Source organism: Pseudomonas monsensis (genome assembly GCF_014268495.2).
Lineage (GTDB): Bacteria > Pseudomonadota > Gammaproteobacteria > Pseudomonadales > Pseudomonadaceae > Aquipseudomonas > Aquipseudomonas monsensis.
The window spans coordinates 855,308-874,837 of record NZ_CP077087.1; the positions used below are offsets into that span (position 1 = coordinate 855,308).

General features: G+C 59.9%; 11 protein-coding genes and 2 tRNA genes. 8 read left to right on the forward strand and 5 right to left on the reverse strand.

The window, feature by feature from the left end; translation table 11 throughout:
* Window positions 1-66: 66 nt before the first annotated feature.
* A tRNA-Leu gene (locus HV782_RS03640) sits at window positions 67-153 on the reverse strand.
* A 181-nt stretch (window positions 154-334) separates the two neighbouring features.
* Window positions 335-421, reverse strand: a tRNA-Leu gene (locus HV782_RS03645).
* Between the two features lie 226 nt (window positions 422-647).
* On the opposite strand from HV782_RS03645, the gene rnr reads away from it, so the two are divergent.
* The 7 genes from rnr to dnaB all read left to right on the forward strand — a co-directional run bounded on the left by rnr (window position 648) and on the right by dnaB (window position 7,881).
* The gene (gene rnr, locus HV782_RS03650; RefSeq protein ID WP_186748305.1) at window positions 648-3,278 is read left to right on the forward strand and encodes a ribonuclease R; all 2,631 of its coding nucleotides are present in this window, start codon (window positions 648-650) and stop codon (window positions 3,276-3,278) included.
* Window positions 3,275-4,045, forward strand: a complete 771-nt coding sequence (gene rlmB, locus HV782_RS03655; protein ID WP_128614582.1) for a 23S rRNA (guanosine(2251)-2'-O)-methyltransferase RlmB — start codon at window positions 3,275-3,277, stop codon at window positions 4,043-4,045. Before rnr ends, rlmB begins: the two co-directional genes overlap by 4 nt.
* A 239-nt stretch (window positions 4,046-4,284) precedes the next feature.
* The gene (gene rpsF, locus HV782_RS03660; RefSeq protein WP_123470926.1) at window positions 4,285-4,707 is read left to right on the forward strand and encodes a 30S ribosomal protein S6; all 423 of its coding nucleotides are present in this window, start codon (window positions 4,285-4,287) and stop codon (window positions 4,705-4,707) included.
* A 28-nt stretch (window positions 4,708-4,735) separates the two neighbouring features.
* Window positions 4,736-4,966 carry a 30S ribosomal protein S18 gene (rpsR, locus tag HV782_RS03665; RefSeq protein ID WP_002551829.1) on the forward strand — a complete coding sequence of 77 codons (231 nt, stop codon included), beginning with the start codon at window positions 4,736-4,738 and terminating at the stop codon, window positions 4,964-4,966.
* A 36-nt stretch (window positions 4,967-5,002) separates the two neighbouring features.
* A complete protein-coding gene (locus HV782_RS03670) occupies window positions 5,003-5,896 on the forward strand; it encodes a hypothetical protein (RefSeq protein WP_123470927.1) in 894 nt (297 codons plus the stop codon).
* Between the two features lie 19 nt (window positions 5,897-5,915).
* Window positions 5,916-6,362, forward strand: a complete 447-nt coding sequence (rplI, locus tag HV782_RS03675; RefSeq protein ID WP_003221136.1) for a 50S ribosomal protein L9 — start codon at window positions 5,916-5,918, stop codon at window positions 6,360-6,362.
* 121 nt (window positions 6,363-6,483) lie between these two features.
* The gene (gene dnaB, locus HV782_RS03680) at window positions 6,484-7,881 is read left to right on the forward strand and encodes a replicative DNA helicase (protein ID WP_053277211.1); all 1,398 of its coding nucleotides are present in this window, start codon (window positions 6,484-6,486) and stop codon (window positions 7,879-7,881) included.
* 40 nt (window positions 7,882-7,921) lie between these two features.
* On the opposite strand, the gene HV782_RS03685 is transcribed toward dnaB, so the two are convergent.
* The 3 genes from HV782_RS03685 to HV782_RS03695 form a co-directional block, all read right to left on the reverse strand.
* Complete coding sequence (locus HV782_RS03685) at window positions 7,922-11,653, reverse strand: NEL-type E3 ubiquitin ligase domain-containing protein (protein WP_225931054.1); 3,732 nt, start codon at window positions 11,651-11,653, stop codon at window positions 7,922-7,924.
* A 90-nt stretch (window positions 11,654-11,743) separates the two neighbouring features.
* Entirely contained in the window at window positions 11,744-14,146 is a 2,403-nt protein-coding gene (locus HV782_RS03690; protein ID WP_225931055.1) for a hypothetical protein, read from the reverse strand.
* Between the two features lie 204 nt (window positions 14,147-14,350).
* Window positions 14,351-16,918: a hypothetical protein gene (locus tag HV782_RS03695; RefSeq protein ID WP_186748304.1), complete on the reverse strand. Its 2,568-nt coding sequence runs from the start codon at window positions 16,916-16,918 to the stop codon at window positions 14,351-14,353.
* Between the two features lie 208 nt (window positions 16,919-17,126).
* Between HV782_RS03695 and HV782_RS03700 the strand changes: the two genes are divergently transcribed.
* On the forward strand, window positions 17,127-19,439 hold the full coding sequence (locus HV782_RS03700; RefSeq protein ID WP_186748303.1) for a YgiQ family radical SAM protein: 2,313 nt from the start codon (window positions 17,127-17,129) through the stop codon (window positions 19,437-19,439).
* The last annotated feature ends 91 nt before the right edge of the window (window positions 19,440-19,530 follow it).

Genomic DNA, 19,530 nt, shown 5'->3' on the forward strand with positions numbered 1-19,530 from the left:
CCAGAAACGCAAAAACCCGCTTTCGCGGGTTTTGGGAAACTCAAGGCCGTAACCTTGAATTTGAATTGGTGCCCAGAAGAAGACTCGAACTTCCACGACCGTAAGGTCACCAGCACCTGAAGCTGGCGTGTCTACCAATTTCACCATCTGGGCAATCATCGCTAGCGTTGCCGCTGTTGATGTGGCGCACTATACGGAGCGCGTTTTGATCTGTAAACCCCTGATTTAATTTTAATAAATCAGTTTTAAGAAAACCCGGGCTTAGAATGCAAAAAAACCCGCTTTCGCGGGTTTTGTGTGAGCTTTGAAACTGATCTAGTCTCAAACTCGAAATTGGTGCCCAGAAGAAGACTCGAACTTCCACGACCGTAAGGTCACCAGCACCTGAAGCTGGCGTGTCTACCAATTTCACCATCTGGGCAGTATCGTTAACGCTTGTACGTCGTCGATGGCGCGCACTATACGGAGCGTCTTTTTAACTGTAAACCCCTGTCAGCAAAAAATATGATTTTTTTTACCGGCGGTGTTCAAAACGGCTTTCAAGCGACGATACAGACCCTCATAAGGGCCTTATATAGTCGGAAATTTCCCGTTTCATGGCGCCTATGCCAAACTAACCCGCATATAGACAAGGTGAAAACTCTCTAATGGCCGATTGGCAGTCCCTCGATCCCGAGGCCGCTCGTGAAGCGGAAAAATATGAAAACCCTATTCCTAGCCGCGAACTGATCCTGGCGCATCTCGCCGATCGGGGTTCGCCTGCTGCCCGTGAGCAACTGGTCGAAGAGTTTGGTCTGACCACAGAAGACCAGATCGAAGCCCTGCGCCGCCGTCTGCGCGCCATGGAGCGCGATGCTCAACTGATCTACACCCGCCGTGGCACTTACGCGCCGGTCGACAAGCTCGACCTGATCCTCGGCCGCATCAGCGGTCACCGTGACGGTTTCGGCTTCCTGGTGCCGGACGACGGCAGCGACGACCTGTTCATGAGCCCGGCGCAAATGCGTCTGGTGTTCGATGGCGACCGTGCGCTGGCACGTGTTTCCGGTCTCGACCGTCGTGGTCGCCGCGAAGGCGTGATCGTCGAAGTGGTGTCCCGTGCGCACGAAACCATCGTCGGTCGCTACTTTGAGGAAGGCGGTATCGGCTTCGTCGTCGCGGACAACCCGAAGATCCAGCAGGAAGTGCTGGTCACTCCGGGCCGCAACGCCAACGCGCAGATCGGTCAGTTCGTCGAGGTGAAAATCACCCACTGGCCGACGCCGCGCTTCCAGCCGCAAGGCGACGTGGTTGAAGTGGTCGGCAACTACATGGCGCCGGGCATGGAAATCGATGTCGCTCTGCGCACTTACGACATCCCGCACGTCTGGCCTGAAGCCGTTCTCAAAGAGGCGGCCAAGCTCAAGCCGGAAGTCGAAGAAAAAGACAAAGAGAAGCGCGTCGACCTGCGCCATCTGCCGTTCGTCACCATTGACGGCGAAGACGCCCGCGACTTCGACGATGCTGTTTATTGCGAAGCCAAACCGGGCAAGCTGCGCCTGTTCTCCGGTGGCTGGAAGTTGTACGTGGCGATTGCCGACGTTTCCAGCTACGTGAAGATCGGTTCGGCGCTGGACAACGAAGCCCAGGTGCGCGGCAACTCGGTGTACTTCCCTGAACGTGTGGTGCCGATGCTGCCTGAGCAGCTGTCCAACGGCCTGTGCTCGCTGAACCCGCACGTCGATCGTCTGGCCATGGTTTGCGAGATGACCATCTCCAAGTCCGGCGAAATGACCGACTACTGCTTCTATGAAGCGGTGATTCACTCCCACGCCCGTCTGACCTACAACAAGGTCAGCGCGATGCTGGAAACCCCGAAAGCCACCGAAGCCCGCAAGCTTCGTGGCGAATACACCGACGTCGTGCCGCACCTCAAGCAGCTTTATGCGCTGTACAAAGTGCTGCTGGCGGCTCGTCACGTGCGTGGCGCGATCGATTTCGAAACCCAGGAAACCCGGATCATCTTCGGTTCCGAGCGCAAGATTGCCGAAATCCGTCCGACCACCCGCAACGATGCGCACAAGCTGATCGAAGAGTGCATGCTGGCGGCCAACGTGGCCACTGCCGAGTTCCTCAAGAAGCACGAAATTCCTGCGCTGTATCGCGTCCACGACGGCCCGCCACCGGAGCGTCTGGAAAAACTGCGCGCCTTCCTCGGCGAGCTCGGTCTGTCCCTGCACAAAGGCAAGGATGGCCCGTCGCCGAAGGATTATCAGGCCCTGTTGGCGAGCATCAAGGACCGTCCGGACTTCCATCTGATCCAGACCGTGATGCTGCGCTCCCTGAGCCAGGCGGTGTACAGCGCCCAGAACGAAGGTCACTTCGGCCTGAACTACGAAGCCTATACCCACTTCACCTCGCCGATTCGTCGTTACCCGGACTTGCTCACGCACCGCGCCATCCGCAGCGTGATCCATTCCAAGCAGGACACCCCGCACGTTCGTCGTGCCGGCGCGATGACCATCCCGAAAGCGCGGATCTATCCTTACGACGAGGCGGCGCTGGAGCAACTCGGCGAGCAGTGCTCGATGAGCGAGCGCCGTGCCGACGAAGCGACCCGCGACGTAGTGAACTGGCTCAAGTGCGAGTTCATGAAGGATCGCGTGGGCGAATCGTTCCCGGGCGTGATCACCGCCGTGACCGGTTTTGGCCTGTTCGTCGAACTGACCGACATTTACGTCGAAGGCCTGGTGCACGTCACCGCGCTGCCGGGTGACTACTACCACTTCGATCCTGTGCATCACCGCTTGGCGGGCGAGCGCACCGGTCGTAGCTTCCGTCTCGGCGATACCGTTGAAGTGCGTGTCATGCGCGTCGACCTCGACGAGCGCAAGATCGACTTCGAGATGGCGGAAAAAACCATCAGCGCGCCGATCGGTCGCAAAAAACGTGGTGCTGAAACTGCAGCTCCAGTGGCCAAGGTTTCGGAAGAAAAGGCCCCGGCTAAAACTGCCAGCCGTCGTCCTGCCAAGGAAAAAGCCGCAGAAGCCTATCGCCCGAGCGACGCCGTGGCGAAAAACGCCGAGTTGCGCAAAAGCCGTGAAATGAAGAAAGCGCTGCTTTCCGACGCCAAAAACGGTGGTAAAGCGGCGTCCGGGGGAAAGACCGGACGGTCGGCGCCTGACAAGGCGACCGGCGGCAAGCCAGCCAAACCGAGCAAACACCGTAAAGGCCCGCCGAAAGCGGGTTCTGCTCCAGCCAAAAGTGGCGGGGCACGTAAACCGAAGGCGAAGTCATGAGTCAGTTGGAAAAAATCTACGGCGTTCACGCGGTAGAAGCGTTGCTGCGTCACCATCCGAAACGCGTCAAGCAGATCTGGCTGGCCGAAAGCCGCAACGATCCGCGGGTGCAGACCCTGATCGAGCTGGCCAATGAAAACCGCGTTCAGGTCGGTCAGGCCGAGCGTCGCGAAATGGATGCCTGGGTTGAGGGCGTGCACCAGGGCGTGGTGGCGGACGTCAGTCCGAGCCAGGTCTGGGGCGAGGCGATGCTCGATGAGCTGCTTGATCGCACCGAAGGCGCGCCACTGTTGCTGGTGCTCGACGGCGTGACCGATCCGCACAACCTCGGCGCCTGCCTGCGTTCGGCGGATGCCGCCGGTGCGCTGGCGGTGATCGTGCCGAAAGACAAGTCGGCGACCCTGACGCCCGTGGTGCGCAAAGTCGCCTGCGGCGCGGCGGAAGTGATTCCGCTGGTGGCAGTGACCAACCTCGCCCGCACCCTGGAAAAGCTTCAGCAGCGCGGTCTGTGGGTGGTTGGCACGGCAGGTGAGGCCGAGGTCAGCATTTATGACCAGGACCTGACCGGCCCGACCATTCTGATCATGGGCGCCGAAGGCAAAGGCATGCGCCGCCTGACGCGCGAGCACTGCGACTATCTGGTGAACCTGCCGATGGCCGGCAGCGTCAGCAGCCTCAATGTGTCCGTGGCGACCGGTGTGTGCCTGTTCGAAGCGCAGCGTCAACGCGGCGCCAAGGCCAAGGCTGCCGCTTCGCGCAAGCCTTAAGCATTTAGCTGCAAGCCTCAAGCTAAAAGCGGACCCGCTTGCAGCTTGAGGCTCGATGCTTACAGCTGCTGTTCAAATATTCACCAATTGCCTTGCACCTCTGCAGTCCCTTCTCTACAATTGCGCCCCTTGCTGTGACGGCAGGCACCGATGTGCCCCGCGCCAGCAAGTCCATAAGTGTCATTCACTCCTTGTCTGACCGTTTTTGAGCGGCAGGCTACAACCCGTAAGGAGCATTCATGCGTCATTACGAAATCATCTTTCTGGTCCACCCTGACCAGAGCGAGCAAGTCGGCGGCATGGTTGAGCGTTACACCAAGCTGATCGAAGAAGACGGCGGCAAAATCCACCGTCTGGAAGACTGGGGCCGTCGTCAACTGGCCTACGCAATCAACAATGTTCACAAGGCTCACTACGTGATGCTGAACGTTGAGTGCACTGGCAAGGCTCTGGCCGAGCTGGAAGACAACTTCCGCTACAACGATGCAGTGATCCGTAACCTGGTCATCCGTCGCGACGAAGCCGTTACTGGCCAGTCCGAGATGCTCAAGGCTGAAGAAAACCGCAGTGAGCGCCGTGAGCGTCGCGACCGTCCTGAGCACGAAGGCGTTGATAGCGCTGATAGTGATGACAGCGACAACAGCGATAACGCTGACGAGTAATCCACGGACCTTTTAAGGAGCCTATCAAATGGCACGTTTCTTCCGTCGTCGTAAATTCTGCCGCTTCACCGCTGAAGACGTGAAAGAGATCGATTACAAAGATCTCAACACTCTGAAAGCCTACGTATCCGAGACCGGCAAAATCGTTCCAAGCCGCATCACCGGTACCAAAGCTCGTTATCAGCGTCAGCTGGCCACCGCTATCAAGCGCGCCCGCTTCCTGGCCCTGCTGGCCTACACCGACAGCCACGGCCGCTGAGACCGGGCAGTCGACAAGTAGCAAAGGATTGAATGCATGCGTGCCTTAGCTGAGTTCATCATGCGAGGCCGTATGCAGGCCACTCTCGTGGTGGCCGGATGTGCAACATTGCCGTTGTTGTATTGGTTGGGTGCTGCCGCAGGGAGCCTTGTGCTGCTGCGGCGCGGACTGACGGACGCCCTGGGTGTTCTGTCTCTGGGGCTGCTGCCGGCGTTGATCTGGTGGCTGTATGCCGATGACCCACGGGCACTTCTGGTGCTGCTGGGGTCTTCGGGACTTGCGTTGGTTTTGCGCGCAAGTGAGTCCTGGGTTCGTACGCTGCTGGTCAGCGTAGCGATTGGCGTGGTGTTTTCAGTGGTGCTCGGGGCGGCGTTTGCGGCCCAGATCGAGATGCTCGCGCAGGCCTTGATAAAGGTCATGCCGGCGCTTCTCGGTGAAACCTACAAGCAATTGTCGGTCGATGAGCAAGCGCATTTCGCGTCCCTGATTGCACCCGTGCTGACCGGACTGATTGCGGCACTGTTGCAGATCGTCAGCGTGCTGAGCCTGATTGTCGGGCGGCATTGGCAGGCGTTGTTGTACAACCCGGGTGGTTTTGGTCGCGAGTTTCGCGCCATCCGGATCCCGCTGGGGCCGGCGATGTTGCTGCTGGCGTTGATGCTTCTGGGCCCGAATCTCGGTGCACAGATGGCCATGTTGACGCCGTTGTGCAGTGTACCGCTGGTGTTCGCCGGACTCGCCCTGATTCACGGGCTGGTCGGGCAGAAGCGACTGGCCGGTTTCTGGCTGGTGGGGTTGTACGTCACGCTGCTGTTGTTCATGCAGCTGATCTATCCGTTGCTCGTGGTTCTGGCCATTGTCGACAGCCTGATTGATTTTCGCGGTCGTCACGTGTCGAAAGACACCGACAGCGCGAACGGTGAAGGTTAAAAGTTAAGAGGATTTCCACATGCAACTGATCCTTCTGGAAAAAATCGCCAACCTGGGCAACCTGGGCGACAAAGTAAACGTTAAGGCCGGTTACGGCCGTAACTACCTGCTGCCTTTCGGCAAAGCTACCGCTGCGACCGCTGCCAACCTGGCTGCGTTCGAAGAGCGTCGCGCTGAGCTGGAAAAAGCCGCCGCAGACCGTAAAGCATCGGCTGAAAGCCGTGCTGCCCAACTGGCCGAGCTGGAAGTGACCATCACTGCCACCGCTGGCGACGAAGGCAAGCTGTTCGGTTCGATCGGTACTCACGACATCGCTGACGCACTGACCGCCTCCGGCGTTGAAGTGCAGAAGAGCGAAGTTCGTCTGCCGAACGGCACCATCCGCAACGTGGGTGAATTCGACGTGGCTGTGCACCTGCACGCCGAAGTTGAAGCCACCGTACGCGTTGTCGTGGTAGCAGCTTAAGCAACACCTGATCGGCTGGCGGCTTGTCCGTCAGACGGTTAACATCGGGCACGATCCTGTTTACAGGTCGTGCCCTTTGTCTTTCTGAATTCCCTGTTTTTCCAAACAAACACAAGTGGCCATGAACGATATCTCCGCTCCCGAGCAATACGATCTGCAAACCGCTGCCCTGAAGGTGCCGCCGCATTCCATCGAGGCCGAACAGGCTGTGCTCGGTGGTCTGATGCTGGACAACAACGCCTGGGAACGCGTGCTCGATCAAGTCTCCGACGGCGATTTCTATCGGCATGACCACCGTCTGATCTTCCGTGCGATCGCCAAACTGGCCGATCAGAACATGCCGATCGACGTCGTGACCCTGTCCGAGCAACTGGACAAGGAAGGGCAGACTTCGCAGGTCGGTGGCCTCGGTTACCTCGGCGAGCTGGCGAAAAATACGCCGTCCGTCGCCAACATCAAGGCCTATGCGCAGATCGTTCGCCAGCGGGCGACGTTGCGCCAGTTGATCGGCATCAGCACCGAAATCGCCGACAGCGCCTTCAACCCCGAAGGTCGCACCGCCGAAGAGATCCTCGACGAGGCCGAACGGCAGATCTTCCAGATCGCCGAAGCGCGGCCGAAGACCGGCGGCCCGGTGGGCGTCAACGAACTGTTGACCAAGGCCATCGACCGCATCGACACCCTGTTCAACACCGACAACGCCATCACCGGCCTGTCCACCGGTTACACCGACCTCGACGAGAAGACCAGTGGCCTGCAACCGGCCGACTTGATCATCGTCGCGGGCCGTCCGTCGATGGGTAAAACCACCTTTGCGATGAACCTGGTGGAAAACGCGGTGTTGCGCAGCGAGAAGGCCGTGCTGGTGTACTCCCTCGAGATGCCAGGTGAATCGCTGATCATGCGTATGCTGTCGTCGCTGGGTCGTATCGACCAGACCAAGGTTCGTTCCGGCCAGCTGGAAGACGACGACTGGCCACGTCTGACCTCGGCAGTCAATCTGCTCAACGATCGCAAGCTGTTCATCGACGACACCGCGGGCATCAGTCCGTCGGAAATGCGTGCGCGCACCCGGCGTCTGGTGCGTGAGCACGGCGATATCGGCCTGATCATGATCGACTACCTGCAACTGATGCAGATTCCAGGCTCCAGCGGTGACAACCGGACCAACGAGATTTCCGAGATCTCGCGTTCCCTCAAAGCCCTGGCCAAGGAGTTCAACTGCCCGGTGGTTGCCCTGTCACAGCTCAACCGTTCCCTGGAGCAACGCCCGAACAAACGCCCGGTGAACTCCGACTTGCGCGAATCCGGAGCGATCGAGCAGGACGCCGACGTGATCATGTTCGTGTACCGGGACGAGGTGTATCACCCGGAAACCGAACACAAGGGCATTGCCGAAATCATCATCGGCAAGCAGCGTAACGGCCCGATCGGCTTCATCCGTCTGGCGTTCATCGGTAAGTACACGCGTTTCGAAAACCTCGCGCCGGGCAGTTACAACTTCGACGACGACGAGTGACCGTCGGCCGACATCATTCGGCCAACGATCTCTCTCAGTGTCATTCAGCTTCGCGGGTTGTCTGTTCGTCCGTGGTGCGGGCAGCCTGCTCACTCAGCTCTTGCCGGGTCAGCGTCTCGACCAGCGCCGCTTCCTCGATTGCCAGTGAAGCCTGCAGTGCTCTTGACTGCTCGTCATAGTCGGCAAACGCCAGTGTCTTCGCGTTATGTGCAGCGTCGAGCGTTGCCTGACGATCCTGGAATGGCTGACGCTGGGATTCGAACTGCGACCGGTACTTGTGTGTGACGAATTCCTGCCAGAACTCCCGCGAGATCAACGCCTGAAATTCTTCTGGAGAATTATCCAGCGCAATGACCTTTTCGTAGGCGGCATCCAATTGGGCCTTTGACACGTCGGCCAACTGTGCAAAGCCCATCCGCTCGGGTTGTCCCGGCAGTTGCAGGCGATCTTTCAGGCCGTGGCGGTAGGCGAGCCGGATTTCGACCTCTTCCTGTACATGGGCCGCGCCTGCCTGGGTTCCTCGCGTTTCGCTGATGGCCGCTTCACGCCGTGCGATGTCCGCCGATGCGATTTTGTCCACCTCGTGCAGGCGGAACAACGATTTGGAAAGCGCTGACAGCTCCGGGCCTTGTGCCTGGTCACGGGCCTGGGTCCGCGCGTTGTACATCATTGTCCGCACTTCAAGATTGGCAAATGTGAAGGCCGCCCGGTCACAGCAGGTCGCTTCGCCCGCCCGAGAGAAAAGCTCCCTGCGCAAGCGTTCGGACTCCGGACTGTTTTCGGTGATGCTATCAATCACCTTCCAGACCCTTTGCTGCAGTGCCTGGTGGCCGGCGGGATCTTGCAGCAAGCGTTCAAGGGTATCGAACAAACCGTCCGAACCTTGCTGATCACGCAGGGTCTGCCATTGAGTTCTTCTGGCGGACACCTCGTCGGCGGACAGGCCGGCGGTCCAGCGTGCCATCGGGTCATCAGCCATGGCCCGAACGACGGCCGGGCCCCGTCCGCGGGCGGAGTCGATCAGATTGTTGCGGCCGGTCAACGGTGTCTCGGCTTCTATCAGGCGTTCGTTGTAACGGTTGAGGCGTGTAAGGGTTTCCGCGGATAACGGATTTCTGCCAATGTCGGTGACGTTGTTGACCCGTGCGGTGTGCGCCAGGCGCTCGTCCGGTGGCGCGATGACCGCGTCGTGAATCTCCGTGATCCGGTTGTGACGCAGATTGACGGTGTCGAGCAAGGGCTGGTCGACAAGTCCCGTGGGGAATGCGTCGATGCCAGTGCTCGCCAGATTGAGCGAGCGCATATCGAGGATCTGGCTGAAGTCCGGGGTGATAGCCAAATGAGGGTTGTCGTTCAGCCACAGGGCGCGCAGTGTGCTGCGTCCGGCCAGAACCTGAGCGCTCTCGGCGGTCAGGGCAATCTGGTTGTCCTGCAAAAACAGACGGGTCAGACCGTGCATTTCGCCAACGGCGGGTGGTAGTTCACGCAGTTGATTGCGCGAAAGGTCCAGCCAGCGCACATGGCGAAAACGGGTCAGAAAACCTTCGGGCGACGTGCTCAGGCTCATGTTGCTCAGTTTCAGCGAACCGACATGACTGAAGTCCACATCAATGTCCGGCAGGCTGGGCAGGTTCAGACCGCTGAGGTCCAGCTCGAGGCCGATCGGCGTTTGGTCGTTGGCCAGTTTCTGGGGTGTTTCACGCCGCCAGCAAGCGAGTATCCGATTGCTCGCCTCGGTCCGGTCGTTACGGTTTTGCGCGTTGATCTGCAATTGATTCGCCCGAATATAGCGCTGACGGATGCCACCGCCGGAAAACACCCAGGCATCGAGCTGGCCTTTCAGCATGCTGAACTCCTGTTCGAGGTTATTGAGCCGGATGCCTGCGGCGTCCTGTTCAAGGCTCCAGATGAAGTCCCGACAGGCCTTGATGCTTTTGCCCGGATACAAGCGCCGATAACGCTGAACCCCTGAATCTTCGGTATCAAAGGCTGTCGGGCGCGTCGTCTTGATCAGCTCGGGATGTTCTTTGTTCAGTCGCCGCCAGTAACTGTCGAATTCTCTCCAGTAGCCCGGAGGGAAGTCGTTACCCGCCAGGTGTGTGACCGAGTTGATACGCGCCACTGACGCCAGGCGTTCTGCGGCCGGATTAATGAAGGCCTGTGGCACTTCCCGAAGCGAGTTGTGGCTCAGATTCAGGTCTGTCAAGGCGCTCATCTCCTCCAGGCCTGTCGGCCAGTGAGTGATTCCGGTGTGACTGAGATCCAGCGAATTCAATCCGGACATGCCACTGAAGTCCGGTGTGTTGTTCAAAGGATTATGGGAAAGGTCGAGCGCAATCAACTGGTTCAGGCCGGCCAGCCTTGCAGCGCCTTGTTGATCCAGTTCTATGTGGTTCGAGCTCAAGTCCAGCCGTGTCAGCTTGCGCATGTCCGCCACCGGAGCCGGTAGTTTTTCAAGGCTGGAATGCTTGATGGACAAGCTGCGCAGGTCGGAAAAACCGGACAGAAAAGTCTCGGCGGCAGCCGACCCGTTGACGCCCGAAAGCGTTAACACGCGCACGTGACTGAAATCCGCGCTCAGTACCGGCAGGGATATGCCTTCGGCGGACAATATCAGCCGCGCCGCAGTCTCGTGACGCCAGCAGCGTTTGATCTCATCGGCGATCAGCTTCGCCTTGACCTCTGAAGCTGAGGAGGTCTGCGCGCCGCTTTCGATCCAGGCAAGCAAATCCTTTTTCAGGGTTTTGTATTCAGCTTCCTTGCGAGTCAGCGCGGCGCTGGCGGTGTCGCCAAACCACTGGAGCCAGGTCGCAACCTGTTGATCGTCAAAGGAGGGGAACAGTTTACGCACGCGAGGCTCCAGCCTTTTCGGGCGATTGACGAAAGCGGCCAAGCGCTCGGCCAGACTTTGGCGCACCGGCCGTTCCGGTTCGCCACGGCGCATTCCGCCCGTTCCCGCGACGTTGACGCCCACCCAGCCATCCCGGGGGTCGAACACGATGGCTTCCGATCGGCCGGGACGAGTGGCGACATACACGTTGTCCGGGTCACGGGCCACCGGATCCTGCGTCCGGATGATGCGCATCACCGCCGCGTGGGGCGACGACGCCTCCTGATCATGCAAGACCTGATAGGTGCGTTCGTGGATCACCACGTAGAGTTTGCCCTCGTGACGGATCAGGCCGTCGCCATCGACTTCGACGTAGGCGAAGTCCAGCGTTGTCCGGAAGGCTTCAAGGCGGGTCTCGGACAGTGTGAAGATGATCGACTCAAGGTCCGGGCGCGGATGCCAGAGCGCGCTGTCGGCATCACGCACCAGCACCGGGCCGGAAGGGGTCAGTTCGCTGTGCAGTCTGGCGCGGTACAGACCGGTCAACGGATCGATGCCGATCTGCACGATGCCGCCGTCCGGCACATCGACATATGGGCGTCCCTTGAGTGTACGAAAACCTTGTGCGTCAGCCTCCGGCAAGCGTGCGCCAGTGGCGATCCAGTAGGACTCGATGGCTGTTTGCGCACGGGGCGAAGGCAGGGTTGCAGCCGTCGGCAGCTCATGAACGGTCAATGGAGGGGCTGGCGCAATCGCATCGGGATTGACGTCGGGTCGTGCTCTGCCAGGCTCGGGGTGGTACCGCGCCAGCATCGTGGTTGGCGCCCAGACATCGATCCGGCCCGGTCTGTCGAGCGACGACGAGGGGGCCTGTGCGGGGGAGGTCGCAGGGGAATGGATGTCGACAGTGGTGGTGCCTCTGACGGGGGGGCGAATCTTCATATTTTCATCCTTGCAGGGTTGCCCCTCGACCCTCGCGAACGAGAGCCGTGAGGCATTTGGCGTCATTGCCTTGAGGTTTATCCGGCGGTCTTAAGCCGCCAGGTTGAATATTTTTTGTGCGGTTTTGCCATCGAAGGTTTCACGCCAGATGGCCACGTGCGGTAAACCGGCCTGTTCATCCCTGCGCTGGGACAACGTGCCGCGTCCGGCCTGCTCAAGGGTTTTCAGATGCCCGCCCTTGACCGTGAAATTCAGCGCATGGCTGTCGTGGGCCTCGTAGTGGAAATGGGCTTCCCATAACGGCGTGGTGTCAGAGCGATCATTGATCGAATAAACGTCGAGAAATGTTTTTTTCGCGCCTTTGCCCATCGGTTTGCGAGACACCTTACGGACCACATCGAGTTCGCCATGGTCGAGCAGATAATTCAGGCGCATGACATCCAGCACGGCTCTGTTTTTGTACATGCGCACCAGAACGTTTTGTCCTTCTTCGGTCAGTGAGTCGCCAGCGCTGCGCAAGCGTGCGACCAGCCCGGCAGTTTCGCTGTCATCGACGGCCTGTTGATGGTTTTCCAGCAATCTTGCCTGATCGTTGAGGCGATCGGCCTCGGCGCCCAGATACTCGAGAATATCCGTCGGGTTGGTTTTTCTGGCTTCCCTGGATTTTGCTTCGGCCAAGTGTCCGGCGACGCCGGCCAGCAGGCGACGGGCTTCGCTGAGGCGTTCGGGCCGTGGTGTGTCGACAATGTGCGGGCGCACCGGCAACCATTCGCCCTGGTGTTTTTCGTAGCGCTGCGGCGGGCTGTCGGGGCGGAACGGGTCGGGCACCTTGAGCGTGACATTACCATCGGCAGCGATTTCCGTTTCTCCCACCAGTACCTTGTAAGTGCCGTGTTGGCGGGTACGGAACATTTTCCTGGGCGGCGCCGGAACGGCTGGCGAGGTATTCGACTGCGGCGGAACAAAGTCGAAATCGATCTCCTGATCGAGATGCGGAAGCTCGGTGTTGCGCTCGAACCTGTCATAGATAGTGGTCAGGCGACTTTCGATTTTGCTTTCGTATTGCTCGATCAGCGTAATGATTTCTTTGATGTAGCCGACCTTTTCCGGACTTTCCAGCGTCATTAACGCTGCGAATCGGCCTTTCTCGTTCTTTAGCTGATCGACGGCCAATAACAACGCCAAGGGTTGCTGGTGCTCGGGAATGCTCTTCAGACTTTCGGTGAACAGGTCGATTGCCCGTAACGATTCCATGCCCGGACTGGGCGGATTCGGAGAGTCATCCGTCAGCAGGCGCAGGTAAAGCGTCAACTGGTTGAATTTGATCTGATCGACGCCGGGGAGCTTGTTGTTCAATTCATCCAGGTCAGACACTGAGCTGGGGTCGGATTTCTTGATGTGTTCCATCAAGGCCTGACGGTCTTCGAGCAGCTTGAGCTTCTTGTTCAGATGGGTAATGACTCTCCGGTAAGTGCTTACGGACACGGCCAAGGCGAGAGGTTTGACTCGCATGTCCATGATCACCATGAGCCGGTTCAGGTTCTCCACCCGTTCCTTCTGGAACGTTCGCAATTCCCGCTTATATTGCCCGCTGGCTTTCAAATGCTTGAGCCATTCCCTGTTATCGATCAGCGACTGCACGAAGTCCGCCTGCATTTTGAGGAGTTTGAGCATGTGCACTTCAAGCTTGATCAGGGCCTCGGTTCTTTCGGTACTGCCTTCGGGTTGCAGCCGCACCTGCTCATGCAGGGCATCGTATTGTTGCGATGACCTTTCAATGGCCTTGTGCGCGTTATGAATGGGCTGGTAGCGCTGCATCAGTTCGTCATGTATCGGTTTGAACGCCGGATGGCGTGGCATGCCGCCCTTGAGACCGGTGTTGATTGCCAGCCATTCGTTTCGCTCGTTTCGGGTGACTGCCAGGGTTGCCCCGGCGCGACTGGCGTTATAGGTATTGGCGGTGTCGGTGGCCACGGGGTCAGCCGGTTTGACGATGCGCCAGACCGCCCGTTCGGGCGTGGAGGCATCGAGATCCTGCAATGCCTGATAAGCATGGCCACGGATGACCACGTAGCGTTTGCCTGCGTGACTGAACAGACCGTGGACATCGGCGGCGGCAGTCCTGAAGTCCAGGTCCGTGCGAAAGGCAGCCAGACGCGTATCGGTCAGCGGCAAGCTGTCCGCGTCGAGTGGCGTGTGCGGGTGCCAGAGCCGGCTGACGGGATCGCGCAGAAGCAGCGGGCCGGAAGCGATCAGCTCGCTGGGCAGTCGGGCTCTGAACAGTCCCGTGTCCGGATCTCTCGCAACCAGCGTGACACGGCTGTTGGCCAGATCGACGTAGCGCCGTCCCCTGTGCACCCTGAAACCATCGCTGTTGGCATCCGGCAGCGCGGGGATGGCTGGCATGCTGTAACCCTCGATCGACTGCGGTGTTGTCGGCTGGATACTGAGGGGCGACTCGTTGAGCGTCACCGAAGGCGCCCGCGTGGGCATTATCGCGTCCGCATTGATGTCGCCCGTCTCGGACCGCGATGGCACTGTGCGGCGTGTCGAATTGACCCGGCCTGCGTCGATGTGGTGTGAAGGGGTGGGCGTACTCGGAGGCCGGGCCGGAGGGTGAACGTCGACCGCTACATTGAGTCGGGTGGGTGGTTTGATCACCATGGTTTCATCCTTGAAAAGTGTGCTGTGAGTGGCTCATGTCGCCAGTTCGAATATTTTCTGTGCGGTTTTGCCATCAATGCTTTCGCGCCAGATGGGGGCATGCTCGTGTCCGCTTCGGGCGTCCCTGCGTTGCGAGCTAATGCCCAGGCGGCTCTGCTCGAGGGTCTTGAGGTGGCCGCCGCGTGCGGTGAAGCCCTGCTTCGGGCTGTTCATGCGGTCGTAGTGAAAGTGCGCGTGCCAGAGGGGGGCGCCGGTGCTTCTGTCGTTGAGCGAATAAACGTCGAGAAAGTGTTTGTCCGAGCCCTTGCCGGAGACCGTGCGTGGCTGGGTCTGCACCACGCTGATCTGTTCCTTGGCGATCAAGTAGGCCAGTCGGTCGGCGCTGAGAAACGCCTTGTCTTTGTACAGGCGAATCCGGATGTGTTCGCCTTCGCTGCGCAGGCGGAGGCTGTCCTGCTGCAGACGCTGGACGAAGGTGACGGTGTCGGCGTCGGTGCGATCGGGGGCGGTATCGATCTGTCTGGCGAGGTGATCGCAAGCGTCCGCCTTGCTGCCGAGAAACTCGACAATATTGGTGGCATTGCGTTTTTCCCGTTCGTCCTGCCAGGCCCGGTCGAGCCAGGATTGCGTGCGTTGCAGTTGCTGCCCGGCCTGTGCCCTGAGCGCTGGCAGAGGCGTGGCCTGCAGAGGCACGATCGGGCGCCACTGGCCTTCTTGCAGTGCGTAGGTATGCATGACCTGAACGGCGTCCACGGGGCTCATGACATCAATCACTTCCACGCCGGTCTCGGAGCGGCGCGGGCGCCCGACCTTGATCTTGTCGACCCCGTGGTGCCTGGCGCGGAAAACCCGTCGGAGGCTGGCGGGCGGTGCGCTGCGGTCCTGCGGCGGGATGAAGTCGAAGTCGATGGGCTGTTCGTGCGCCGGCAGCATCGACGTCTTCAGTAATTGCCGGTGATAACGGTTCAGGCTTTCTTCAAGTGTGGTTTCGAAAGCCTGGACCGCCTCGACGATCTTTGCGTGTGAACGGGCAGGCTCGGCGCCGGGCGGCAACGGCATGTGTTCGAACGCGGCGCGAATGGCCGTGCATTGGTCGAACAGGCTGCTCAGCACCGCAACGCGGGTTTCTTCCGGCATGCCCTTGAGTGCCCGGTAGGAGAACGTTACCTGGCCGAACGAATACGCCAGGTACTTGGCATTGAAGTCATGGCTGGCCAGGGAGGTTGCGGCATCGGGCAGCGTGCGACTTTCGGCATAGACCCAGAAGGCGACGATTTCATGAATTTCTATCGGGTCGTACGCCGCCGCCTTCAACTCCTCCTCGGACAGGCGCCACTTGTGCAACAGTTCCTCGGCAAAATGCTCACGCTGTTTCATGATTACCAGCTTGTCCGCCAGATGTGTGGCGACTGCGCGGTATTCGATGTCGGGGCCGCCGAAGATCGGGCCGTCGAGCAACTTGCGTGAATCGTTGGCGATCATCAACTGGTTGCAGGACAGGATCTGTCCCTTGCGCAGCGTGATCAGTTTGTTTTTGTAGGCCTCACGGCCCTTGATGGCGACGACGGCCTCCTTGTGTTCGAGGTGCAGACTGACGGTTTTTTCCAGTATTCCCAGTTCTCGCCGGTGCTGGTCTTCCAGTTGCACCAGGATGTTTCGCTCGTTCTGCTTGTCTTTGGCTGCCAGCCATCGGTATCCCAACTGATCGGTCATGGTGATCGCCTGCTCTAATTCCAGATCCATCAACCGCAGCTCCAAGGCCAGATCGGCTGAATGGCTGGCGGCGGACGTTTGCCCCCGTCTGCGCATCCCGCTGGTACCGCCCACCTGGGCGGCGACCCAGCCATGCCGCGCATCGAAAACGATCGGCTCCGAGCGCCCCGGGCGTGTCCCGATGTAAATATTGCCGTGGTCCCGGGCCACGGGATCTGCGGGATGAACGATGCGCATGACCGTCGACCTCGGTGAGGACGCGTCCAGATCATGCAGCACCTGATACGCGTGTTCTGCGATGACTGCATACAGCTTGCCGTTGAATCGGTACAGGCGATCCGTCCCGGGCTCGATACCGCTGAAATCGAGCGCCGTACGAAAGGCTTCGAGGCGTGCGTCAGACAGGAGAAAAGTGGCCGGTCTGGCATCATCGAGCGGATGCCACAGCCGGCTCTGTGCATCGCGTATCAACACGGGGCCGGAGGGGCTGAGCTCACTGGGCAGGCGGGCCCGGTAGAGTCCCGTGTCCGGATCCTTCTTCACCAGCGCCACGCGGTCGTCTGGCAGGTCGACGTAGTAGCGTCCCTTGAACATCCGTAATCCCTGGTCATCGGCAGGCGGCAAGCGGATATCGGCGCTGTGCCAGTAATCTTCCAGCGATCGCATCTCAGGACGGTGGCTGACTGGCGTGGAGGACGCCGCCGTGATTGTGACCGCAGGCACGCGGTGAATGGCATCCAGATCAGGGCTGTCCGGCGTATACCGGGCAGGGGCGCGCGCACCGGCGCTGGATACTCGCGTGCGCGGCGCTTGCCCGCTGACGACAGCGCCGGGACGTGGATGGACATCGACAATTGCCGTGCCCCTGATGGGTGGTTTCGGTGACATTTCTTCATCCTTGAAGGGTTGTCACATCGGCTGCCGATAATGGCTGGCCGATGGGGAGTCAGGTTGTGTGGCCGGTTTTGGCGCCTCAGGGGGGGCGAGACCGGCAAGGTATCGGCTCAAAGAGAAACCGACCATTGCCGTCGGAATTGGTCAAAATTTGTGCTATATTCCGCGCCCGCGATTTTTCATCTCAACACCGGTCGTCGACATGCAAGCAGCCAAGCCGTTATTTGACTATCCAAAATATTGGGCCGAATGTTTCGGACCAGCGCCATTCCTGCCAATGAGCAGGGAGGAGATGGATCAGCTTGGCTGGGATTCGTGCGACATCATCATTGTTACCGGTGATGCCTACGTCGATCACCCGTCGTTCGGCATGGCGATTATCGGCCGGCTGCTGGAGTCCCAGGGCTTCCGCGTCGGGATCATTGCGCAGCCGAACTGGCAGTCCAAAGACGACTTCATGAAGCTTGGCGAGCCCAACCTGTTCTTCGGGGTGGCGGCCGGCAACATGGACTCGATGATCAACCGCTACACCGCTGACAAGAAAATCCGTTCCGACGACGCCTATACGCCGGGCGGCATGGCCGGCAAGCGTCCGGATCGCGCGAGCCTGGTTTACAGCCAGCGCTGCAAAGAGGCCTACAAGCACGTACCGATCGTGCTCGGCGGCATCGAAGCTTCGCTGCGCCGCATCGCGCACTATGACTACTGGCAGGACCGCGTGCGTAACTCGATCCTGATCGACGCCAGCGCCGACATTCTGCTGTACGGCAACGCCGAGCGCGCCATTGTCGAAGTGGCCCAGCGTCTGTCCTACGGTCACAAGATCGAAGACATCACCGATGTGCGTGGCACCGCGTTCATCCGTCGTGACACGCCGCAAGGCTGGTACGAAGTCGACTCCACGCGCATCGACCGTCCGGGCAAGATCGACAAGATCATCAACCCGTACGTGAACACCCAGGACACCCAGGCCTGCGCCATCGAGCAAGAAAAAGGCCCGGTGGATGATCCCGAGGAAGCCAAGGTCGTGCAGATCCTGGCCAGCCCGAAGATGACCCGCGACAAGACCGTGATCCGCCTGCCGTCGATGGAAAAGGTGCGTAACGACCCGGTGCTGTACGCCCACGCCAACCGCGTGCTGCACCTGGAAACCAACCCGGGCAACGCCCGTGCGCTGGTGCAGAAGCATGGCGAGATCGACGTCTGGTTCAACCCGCCGCCGATTCCGATGACCACTGAAGAAATGGACTACGTGTTCGGCATGCCTTACGCCCGGGTTCCGCACCCGGCGTACGGCAAGGAAAAGATCCCGGCCTACGACATGATCCGTTTCTCGGTGAACATCATGCGTGGCTGCTTCGGCGGCTGCACCTTCTGCTCGATCACCGAGCACGAAGGCCGGATCATCCAGAACCGTTCCGAAGAGTCGATCATTCGCGAAATCGAAGAGATCCGCGACAAGGTGCCAGGCTTCACCGGGGTCATTTCCGACCTCGGCGGCCCGACCGCGAACATGTACCGCATCGCCTGTAAAACGCCGGAAATCGAATCCGCGTGCCGCAAGCCGTCCTGCGTGTTCCCGGGCATCTGCCCGAACCTGAACACCGACCACTCGTCGCTGATTCAGCTGTACCGCAGCGCCCGTGCCTTGCCGGGCGTGAAGAAGATCCTGATCGCTTCCGGCCTGCGTTACGACCTCGCGGTCGAGTCGCCGGAGTACGTCAAGGAACTGGTGACCCACCACGTCGGCGGCTACCTGAAGATCGCCCCGGAACACACCGAGGAAGGTCCGCTCAACCAGATGATGAAACCGGGCATCGGCAGCTATGACAAGTTCAAGCGCATGTTCGAGAAGTACACCAAGGAAGCGGGCAAAGAGCAGTACCTGATTCCGTACTTCATCGCCGCCCACCCGGGCACCACCGACGAAGACATGATGAACCTGGCGCTGTGGCTCAAGGGCAACGGTTTCCGTGCCGACCAGGTGCAGGCGTTCTACCCGTCGCCGATGGCCACCGCCACCGCGATGTACCACTCGGGCAAGAACCCGCTGCGCAAGGTCACCTACAAGAGCGACGGCGTGACCATCGTCAAGAGCGAAGAGCAGCGTCGTCTGCACAAGGCGTTCTTGCGTTATCACGACCCGAAAGGCTGGCCGATGCTGCGTGAAGCGCTGATCCGCATGGGCCGCGCTGATCTGATCGGTTCGGGCAAGGACCAATTGATTCCGATGCACCAGCCGGCCACCGACAGCTACCAGAGCGCACGTCGCAAGAACTCGACGCCGGCCGGCAGCCATAAAGTGGCGAAGGAAGGCAAAGAGAAGACCACCAAGATCCTCACCCAGCACAACGGCCTGCCGCCGCGTGCCAGTGATGGTGGTAATCCGTGGGACAAGCGTGAGCAGGCCAAGGCGGCGGCATTCGCCCGCAACCAGCAGGCGGCCAAGGAGCGTAAGGACGCGGCCAAGGGCAAAGGGCCGAAACCGGCGCGCAAGCCGGTCGTCCCGCGCTAAGCAACACTTGAGCTGAACAGAACGCCAACCTTCGGGTTGGCGTTTTGCGTTTCCGGGATTGGATTTATGTTGGCTGCAAGATCCATCCCCC

What these genes read in the sequence shown, in the direction of transcription:
- HV782_RS03695 (WP_186748304.1), bottom strand. Translation starts at nt 16,918, where the DNA reads ATGTCACCGAAACCACCCATCAGGGGCACGGCAATTGTCGATGTCCAT.
- HV782_RS03700 (WP_186748303.1), top strand. Translation starts at nt 17,127, where the DNA reads ATGCAAGCAGCCAAGCCGTTATTTGACTATCCAAAATATTGGGCCGAA.
- rlmB (WP_128614582.1), top strand. Translation starts at nt 3,275, where the DNA reads ATGAGTCAGTTGGAAAAAATCTACGGCGTTCACGCGGTAGAAGCGTTG.
- HV782_RS03670 (WP_123470927.1), top strand. Translation starts at nt 5,003, where the DNA reads ATGCGTGCCTTAGCTGAGTTCATCATGCGAGGCCGTATGCAGGCCACT.
- dnaB (WP_053277211.1), top strand. Translation starts at nt 6,484, where the DNA reads ATGAACGATATCTCCGCTCCCGAGCAATACGATCTGCAAACCGCTGCC.
- rpsF (WP_123470926.1), top strand. Translation starts at nt 4,285, where the DNA reads ATGCGTCATTACGAAATCATCTTTCTGGTCCACCCTGACCAGAGCGAG.
- rplI (WP_003221136.1), top strand. Translation starts at nt 5,916, where the DNA reads ATGCAACTGATCCTTCTGGAAAAAATCGCCAACCTGGGCAACCTGGGC.
- rpsR (WP_002551829.1), top strand. Translation starts at nt 4,736, where the DNA reads ATGGCACGTTTCTTCCGTCGTCGTAAATTCTGCCGCTTCACCGCTGAA.
- HV782_RS03690 (WP_225931055.1), bottom strand. Translation starts at nt 14,146, where the DNA reads ATGCCCACGCGGGCGCCTTCGGTGACGCTCAACGAGTCGCCCCTCAGT.
- HV782_RS03685 (WP_225931054.1), bottom strand. Translation starts at nt 11,653, where the DNA reads ATGAAGATTCGCCCCCCCGTCAGAGGCACCACCACTGTCGACATCCAT.
- rnr (WP_186748305.1), top strand. Translation starts at nt 648, where the DNA reads ATGGCCGATTGGCAGTCCCTCGATCCCGAGGCCGCTCGTGAAGCGGAA.